At 39.4% G+C, this 1,190-nt stretch carries 1 pseudogene; it reads right to left on the bottom strand.

What is annotated here, in order from left to right:
• Window positions 1-42 precede the first annotated feature (42 nt).
• Window positions 43-1,112, bottom strand: a pseudogene (locus QT984_RS29690) (IS630 family transposase).
• Window positions 1,113-1,190: the final 78 nt, after the last annotated feature.

A 1,190-nucleotide genomic window follows, 5' to 3' on the forward strand; every position in this document is an offset into this window, starting at 1 on the left:
TAAGTAGGTCGGTATAAAAAAACAAAGGTAAGTAAAGAAATGTTAACAACTAGAATTGGAACTGAATTTAAAGCGATTAGTTGTATAATTTCCTCGTCGCCCTCTCGCTTCAATTCCATCCATTACTGCGTAGGCAAGAGCGAGTTCATCTTCAAACATTTTTCCGACCAGTTCATGATTTTTAAGTTGTTGCCATTCCAGTTCAATCTTGTTCATTTCTGAACAGTATTTAGGGAGAAAGAAAATATACAATCCCTGGCTTTCCCACTGAGACCATTTTTGTTGGACATCCAGGGATTTGTGTATGGGACCATTATCTTGAATTATCACTCTGATCCGTCCAGTTAATTTCATTTCCAGCTCAGCTTGTTGTGCTTCATTTTCCATCATAGTGATATATGATTTGCTGCTAAAACTCCCGACCGCCAACCCATACGCGAAACTGACACACGGCTGTAGCAAGCCTAAAATACTAAGTCTTCGACCCCTTCGTTTCGTTTGCTCTAGCCGTTTTTGCGCTCCAATTGGGTAATAGGTATATCCAGTGGAACTCCACAAGCAAAAACCTGATTCATCCAGATATTTCAGATCGATTTCTCCCGCCGCCGCTGCCAACTCTAACATATCTTGATCTGCCTGTTTTATCGAGCGTTGTAATGGGTCTTGTTTGTCTTTATGGCTTGGTCGGGTTCGTTTCCAAATAATCTTTTTTTTTTGAGGATGCGTCTTAATCTGTCAGGGCTTAATTTGACGCCGCGTTCCTGTTCTAATTTTTGAGCAAGTTGACGACTATTATATCTGCGTGGTTCATTTTTGAGACATTCTTCTAGATGAACAATGTCTGATTCTTTCCATTTGGGTTTGACCCCTCTGCCTTTGGTTGACCATAATCCTGCCAAACCCATTTTCACCCACCGATGAATTACTTCTCTAATTGTTTGCTCTCTACACTTAAAATGAGCTGCTATCTCCTCTACATAACATCCCTGGGAGTTCAATCTAATAATTTGTGCTCGATCTTTTACTTTTTGAGGTACTGTTGTTGCTGTCCTCAATTCAAATAGTGTTCGGTCTTCTTCTTCATTGAGAAATACTCTTAAACGTGCGCCCATATTTGTTGATTTTGTAAATCAAATCTTGAGTGTTTACTTATCTTAACATGATTTGGTTTTTTTACGCCTACCTACTTA

This window comes from Microcoleus sp. Z1_B2 (assembly GCF_036700325.1).
Taxonomy (GTDB): Bacteria; Cyanobacteriota; Cyanobacteriia; order Cyanobacteriales; family Microcoleaceae; genus Microcoleus.